The organism is Pseudomonas sp. NPDC096950 (genome assembly GCF_044762525.1).
Lineage (GTDB): Bacteria > Pseudomonadota > Gammaproteobacteria > Pseudomonadales > Pseudomonadaceae > Aquipseudomonas.
The window spans coordinates 21,620-27,619 of sequence record NZ_JBIWEL010000010.1 but is presented as its reverse complement, the minus strand read 5'-3'; the positions used below and the strand labels follow the sequence as shown (position 1 = coordinate 27,619).

At 61.2% G+C, this 6,000-nt stretch carries 5 protein-coding genes; all 5 read left to right on the top strand.

Annotation, left to right across the window (positions count from 1 at the left end; genetic code table 11):
* Positions 1–475, top strand: a 475-nt coding sequence (locus ACIQY3_RS16915) for a carbohydrate ABC transporter permease (protein WP_403021376.1), incomplete at its 5' end; no start/stop codon positions are given.
* Between the two features lie 165 nt (positions 476–640).
* Entirely contained in the window at positions 641–1,744 is a 1,104-nt protein-coding gene (locus ACIQY3_RS16910) for an ABC transporter ATP-binding protein (protein WP_403021373.1), read from the top strand.
* A 12-nt stretch (positions 1,745–1,756) separates the two neighbouring features.
* On the top strand, positions 1,757–3,229 hold the full coding sequence (locus ACIQY3_RS16905) for a mannitol dehydrogenase family protein (RefSeq protein ID WP_403021370.1): 1,473 nt from the start codon (positions 1,757–1,759) through the stop codon (positions 3,227–3,229).
* A gap of 158 nt (positions 3,230–3,387) precedes the next feature.
* Entirely contained in the window at positions 3,388–4,884 is a 1,497-nt protein-coding gene (gene xylB, locus ACIQY3_RS16900; protein ID WP_403021368.1) for a xylulokinase, read from the top strand.
* Between the two features lie 13 nt (positions 4,885–4,897).
* Positions 4,898–5,842 (top strand): carbohydrate kinase, encoded by a 945-nt coding sequence (locus ACIQY3_RS16895; RefSeq protein ID WP_403021366.1) that lies wholly within the window; start codon positions 4,898–4,900, stop codon positions 5,840–5,842.
* Positions 5,843–6,000 lie beyond the last annotated feature (158 nt).

Sequence of the window (6,000 nt, the reverse complement as noted above, 5' to 3'; positions counted from 1 at the left end):
GCCGGTGGGCGTGCTGATGCCGATCTACCTGCTGGCCAAGAGTTTCGGCCTGCTGGACACACGCATCGCGCTGATCGTGATCTACACGCTGATCAACCTGCCGATCGTGGTCTGGATGATTTACACCTACTTCAAGGACATCCCGAAAGACATCCTAGAAGCCGCGCGCCTCGACGGCGCCACCCTGTGGCAGGAAATGGTCCGGGTGCTGCTGCCGATCGCCAAGGGAGGTCTGGCTTCCACGGTGCTGCTGTCGCTGATCCTGTGCTGGAACGAAGCCTTCTGGTCCTTGAACCTGACCTCGTCCAAAGCCGCGCCGCTGACCGCGTTGATCGCCTCGTACTCAAGCCCCGAAGGTTTGTTCTGGGCCAAGTTGTCGGCCGTATCGACCCTGGCGTGCGCGCCGATCCTGATCTTTGGCTGGATCAGTCAGAAACAACTGGTCCGCGGCCTGTCGTTCGGCGCTGTGAAATGAGGATTACCGACCCAATGCGATCCCCTGTGGGAGCGAGCCTGCTCGCGAAAGCGGTGGGTCAGCTTGCATTGATGTTGTAAGTGCCGACGTCTTCGCGAGCAGGCTCGCTCCCACAAAAAAGCGCGCTCGGCTCAACTGAATAACAACAAGTGGAGGCCCATCATCATGGCCAACCTGAAAATCAAGAATCTGCAAAAAGGCTTCGAAGGCTTTTCCATCATCAAGGGCATCGACCTGGAAGTGAACGACAAGGAATTCGTGGTCTTCGTCGGCCCGTCGGGCTGCGGCAAGTCCACCCTGCTGCGCCTGATCGCCGGCCTGGAAGAAGTCAGCGGCGGCACCATCGAACTCGATGGCCGCGACATCACTGAAGTCAGCCCGGCCAAGCGCGACCTGGCGATGGTGTTCCAGACCTACGCCCTGTACCCGCACATGACCGTGAAAAAGAACATGTCGTTCGCCCTCGACCTGGCCGGCGTACCGAAAGCCGAAGTCGAGAAGAAAGTCGGCGAAGCGGCGCGCATCCTCGAACTCGGGCCGATGCTGGAACGCAAACCGAAACAACTGTCCGGCGGTCAGCGTCAGCGCGTGGCCATTGGTCGGGCGATTGTGCGTAACCCGAAAATCTTCCTGTTCGACGAACCATTGTCCAACCTCGACGCCGCCCTGCGGGTGCAGATGCGCCTGGAGTTGTTGCGCCTGCACAAAGAACTCAAAGCCACGATGATCTACGTGACCCACGACCAGGTCGAAGCCATGACCATGGCCGACAAAGTCGTGGTCCTGAATGGCGGCAAGGTTGAACAAGTGGGTTCGCCGCTGGACCTGTATCACCAGCCGGCCAACCTGTTTGTCGCCGGGTTCCTCGGCACGCCGAAAATGGGCTTCCTCAAGGGCAAGGTTACCGGCGTCACAAGCCAGAGTGTTGACGTGCAACTGGACGCCGGCACCCGCATCACCCTGCCGTTGAGCGGTGCCAATTTAAGCGTCGGCGGCCCGGTGACCTTGGGCATTCGCCCGGAACACCTCAACCTCGCGCAACCCGGCGACTGCACCTTGCAGGTCACCGCCGACGTCAGCGAACGCTTGGGCAGCGACACCTTCTGCCACGTCGTAACCTCGTCCGGCGAAGCGCTGACCATGCGGGTTCGCGGCGACCTGGCCAGCCGTTACGGCGAGTCGCTGAGCCTGCACCTGGACGCTGAACACTGCCATTTATTCGATGCCGACGGCGTGGCGCTTACCCGCCCGCTGCGCGCCGCTGCCTGACGAGACTATGCGATGAAACTCAATAAACAGAACCTCCATCGCCTCGCGCCTGAGGTGGTGCTGCCCGCCTACGCCCTGAGCGATACACGCCAAGGCATCGCCCACATCGGCGTCGGCGGTTTCCATCGGGCGCACCAGGCGTATTACACCGATGCGTTGATGAACACCGGCGAAGGCCTGGACTGGGCGATTTGCGGGGTCGGCCTGCGCGCCGAAGACCGCCGCGCCCGGGACGATTTGAAGGAACAGGATTACCTGTTCACCTTGTTTGAATTGGGTGACAACGACGACGCCGAAGTCCGGGTGATCGGTTCGATTCGCGACATGTTGTTGGCCGAGGACGGCGCCGAGGCGCTGATCGACAAACTTGCCAGCCCCGAGATCCGCATCGTTTCGCTGACCATTACCGAGGGCGGCTATTGCATCGACGACAGCAACGGCGAATTCATGGCCCACCTGCCGCTGATCCAGCACGACCTGGCGCACCCGACTGCACCTAAAACCGTGTTCGGCTTCCTCTGCGCCGCCCTGGCCAAGCGCCGCGCCGCCGGTACGCCGGCGTTCACCTTGATGTCCTGCGATAACCTGCCGCACAACGGCGCGGTGACCCGCAAAGCACTGCTGGCATTCGCCGCCCTGCGGGATTCCGATCTGCGGGACTGGATCGACCAAAACGTCAGTTTCCCGAATGCCATGGTCGATCGCATCACGCCGATGACCAGCACCGAACACAAGCTGCAATTGCACGACAAACATGCGGTCGACGATGCCTGGCCGGTGGTCTGCGAACCGTTTGTGCAATGGGTGCTGGAAGACAAGTTCGTCAACGGGCGTCCGGCCTGGGAAAAGGTCGGCGTGCAGTTCACCAACGACGTCACACCTTACGAAGAGATGAAGATCAAGTTGCTCAACGGCAGCCACTTGGCCCTGACGTATCTGGGATTCTTGAAGGGTTACCGCTTCGTCCACGAAACCATGAACGATCCGCTGTTTGTGCAGTACATGCGGGCGTACATGGATCTCGACGTCACGCCGCAACTGGCGCCGGTGCCGGGCATTGATCTGACGGATTACAAAAACACCCTGGTGGCGCGGTTTTCCAACCAGGCGATTGCCGATCAGCTGGAGCGGGTGTGCTCGGACGGCTCATCGAAGTTTCCGAAATTCACCGTGCCGACGATCAACCGCATGATCGCCGATGGCCAGGAAACCAAGCGCGCGGCGCTGGTGGTGGCGGCCTGGGCCTTGTATTTGAAGGGCGTGGATGAGAATGGCGTGACCTACGCGATTCCCGATCCGCGGGCGGCGTTCTGTCAGGCTTTGGTGGCGGATGATGCGTTGATCACCCAGCGGTTGCTGGAGGTTGAAGAGATCTTCGGCAAGGACATCCCGCGTTCAGCGGAGTTTGTCGCGGCGTTCGAGTGGTGCTGCAACAGCTTGCGGGAAGTGGGGGTTACGCGGACGTTGGAGCGGGTGTTGGCGTAAGTGCAGCGGTGAAATCACCGCCGTCTTCGCGAGCAAGCCCGCTCCCACAATGGATCGTCGTCGTACACAAAATTTGTGTTCACTGAAATTCACCTGTGGGAGCGGGCTTGCTCGCGAATGGCTTCACCGAGAGCTACCTGACACACCAAGGATCAACCATGACAAACCAACAACTATTCCTCGGCATCGACTGCGGCACCCAAGGCACCAAAGCCATCATCCTCGATGCCGTCAGCGGTCAGGTGCTGTGCCAGGGTGCCGCCGCCCACACCTTGATCAGCGGCGGCAACGGTCGCCGCGAGCAAGACACCAGCCAATGGCTGGACGCCTTCACCCTGGCCACCCGTCGTGCCCTGCTCGCCGCCAACGTCAACGGCCAGGACATCCTCGGCGTCGGCGTCTCCGGCCAGCAACACGGCCTGGTGCTGCTCGACGACCAAGGCCAGGTCCTGCGCCCGGCCAAGCTCTGGTGCGACACCGAATCCACCCCGGAAAACGACCGACTGCTGGTCCATCTGGGCGGCGAAAAAGGTTCGTTGGAACGCCTCGGCGTCGTCATCGCGCCGGGCTACACCGTGTCCAAACTGCTCTGGACCAAAGAACAACACCCGCAGATTTTTGCCCGCATCGCGCGCATCCTGCTGCCCCACGACTTCCTCAACTATTGGCTCACCGGCCGCAGTTGCAGCGAATACGGCGACGCCTCGGGCACCGGTTATTTCAACGTACGCACCCGCCAGTGGGACTTGCAACTGCTGCGCGACATCGACCCCACCGGACGCCTGCAAGCATCGCTGCCCGAGTTGATCGACGCGCACGAAGCGGTCGGCACGATCCTGCCGGGCATCGCCGAACACCTGGGCATCAACCCGCAAGCGCTGGTGTCCAGTGGCGGCGGCGACAACATGATGGGCGCCATCGGCACCGGCAATATCCAGCCTGGCGCGATCACCATGAGCCTCGGCTCCTCGGGTACGGTCTACGCCTATTCCGAACAGCCGAAAGTCAGCCCGGACGCGTCGGTCGCCACGTTCTGTTCCTCCAGCGGCGGCTGGTTGCCGTTGATCTGCACCATGAACCTGACCAACGCCACCGGGGTGATTCGCGAACTGTTCGAGCTGGACATCGAACAATTCAACAATCTGGTCGCCCATGCACCGATTGGCTCGGACGGCGTGTGCATGCTGCCATTCCTCAACGGCGAACGTGTGCCCGCCCTGCCCCACGCCACCGGCAGCCTGCACGGCCTGACCATGACCAACATGACCCAGGCCAATCTGTGCCGCGCCGCCGTCGAAGGCACGACCTTCGGTTTGCGTTACGGACTGGACCTGTTGCGCCAGAATGGCTTACAAAGCCGCAGTATTTGCTTGATCGGCGGCGGCTCGAAAAGTCCGGTGTGGCGTCAGATCGTCGCCGATATCATGAACACCCCGGTGATCTGCACCGAACAAAGTGAAGCCGCGGCCCTGGGCGCGGCGATTCAAGCGGCGTGGTGCAAATCCTGGTCAAACGGCCACGAAAGCACCCTGGCGGATTTGTGCGAACGTTGCGTGAAACTCGATCTGGCCAGCGAAACCTTGCCGATCGCAGAGAATGTCGCGGCGGCGCAACGGGCCTACGAACGCTATCAACAACACGTCGCAACCCTTTAAAGAGCGAACAATTATGTATCTGGTGTGTGGCGAAGCGCTGTTTGATTTCTTCAGCGAAGACGATGCCAGCGGTCTGGCTTCAAAAGTGAATTTCAAGGCAATTGCCGGCGGCTCGCCGTTCAACGTGGCGGTGGGTCTGCGCCGTTTGGGCGTGGACGCGGCGCTGTTTGCCGGTTTGTCCACCGACTACCTCGGCCGCCGCTTGCAGCAAGTGTTGCAGGATGAAGGCGTACGCCCGGACTACCTGGTCGACTTCGCCGCGCCAACCACGTTGGCAATGGTCGCGGTCGGCGCCAATGGCTCGCCCCACTACAGCTTCCGTGGCGAAGGCTGCGCGGATCGACAGTTGCGCCTTGAGCACCTGCCGGTACTGGGGCCTGAAGTGCGCGGCTTGCACATCGGCTCGTTCTCGCTGGTGGTGCAGCCGATTGCCGACACACTGCTGGCGTTGGTGGGTCGGGAAAGCGGCAAACGCCTGATCAGCCTTGATCCGAATGTGCGGTTGAATCCAGAGCCGAACATCGACCTGTGGCGTTCGCGGATTGCTGAACTGGTGGAATTGGCCGACCTGATCAAGGTCAGCGATGAAGACTTGAGCCTGTTGTATCCCGAACAGGACCCGCAGCGGGTGATCGAAGGCTGGCTGCAGCACCGCTGTCAGTTGGTATTCCTGACCCGTGGCGGCGAAGGCGCAACCGTGTTCAGTCGCGCCCATGGCTCGTGGTCGGTGCCGGCGTGTTCGGTGAAAATTGCCGACACGGTTGGCGCTGGTGACACGTTCCAGGCTGCGTTGATTACCTGGTTGACCGAGCATCAGCTGGATTCGGTGGACGGTGTGCAGCGGCTGAGCCGTGAGCAGATCGACGCCATGCTCAAGTTCGCCGTGAAAGCAGCGGCGCTGACCTGCAGCAAGACCGGGCCGGATTTGCCGTATCGGCAGCAGTTGGATCTTCGCTGAATGTGAGGGCCTCTTCGCGAGCAAGCCCGCTCCCACAGTAGATCTTCAGTGAACACACATTTTGTGTCAGTCAACGATCCAATGTGGGAGCGGGCTTGCTCGCGAAAGCGGCCTCCCTCACACCGCATACCTTCGGGTCACAACACAGAAAAGCCATG

What these genes read in the sequence shown, in the direction of transcription:
- ACIQY3_RS16910 (WP_403021373.1), top strand. Translation starts at nt 641, where the DNA reads ATGGCCAACCTGAAAATCAAGAATCTGCAAAAAGGCTTCGAAGGCTTT.
- ACIQY3_RS16905 (WP_403021370.1), top strand. Translation starts at nt 1,757, where the DNA reads ATGAAACTCAATAAACAGAACCTCCATCGCCTCGCGCCTGAGGTGGTG.
- xylB (WP_403021368.1), top strand. Translation starts at nt 3,388, where the DNA reads ATGACAAACCAACAACTATTCCTCGGCATCGACTGCGGCACCCAAGGC.
- ACIQY3_RS16895 (WP_403021366.1), top strand. Translation starts at nt 4,898, where the DNA reads ATGTATCTGGTGTGTGGCGAAGCGCTGTTTGATTTCTTCAGCGAAGAC.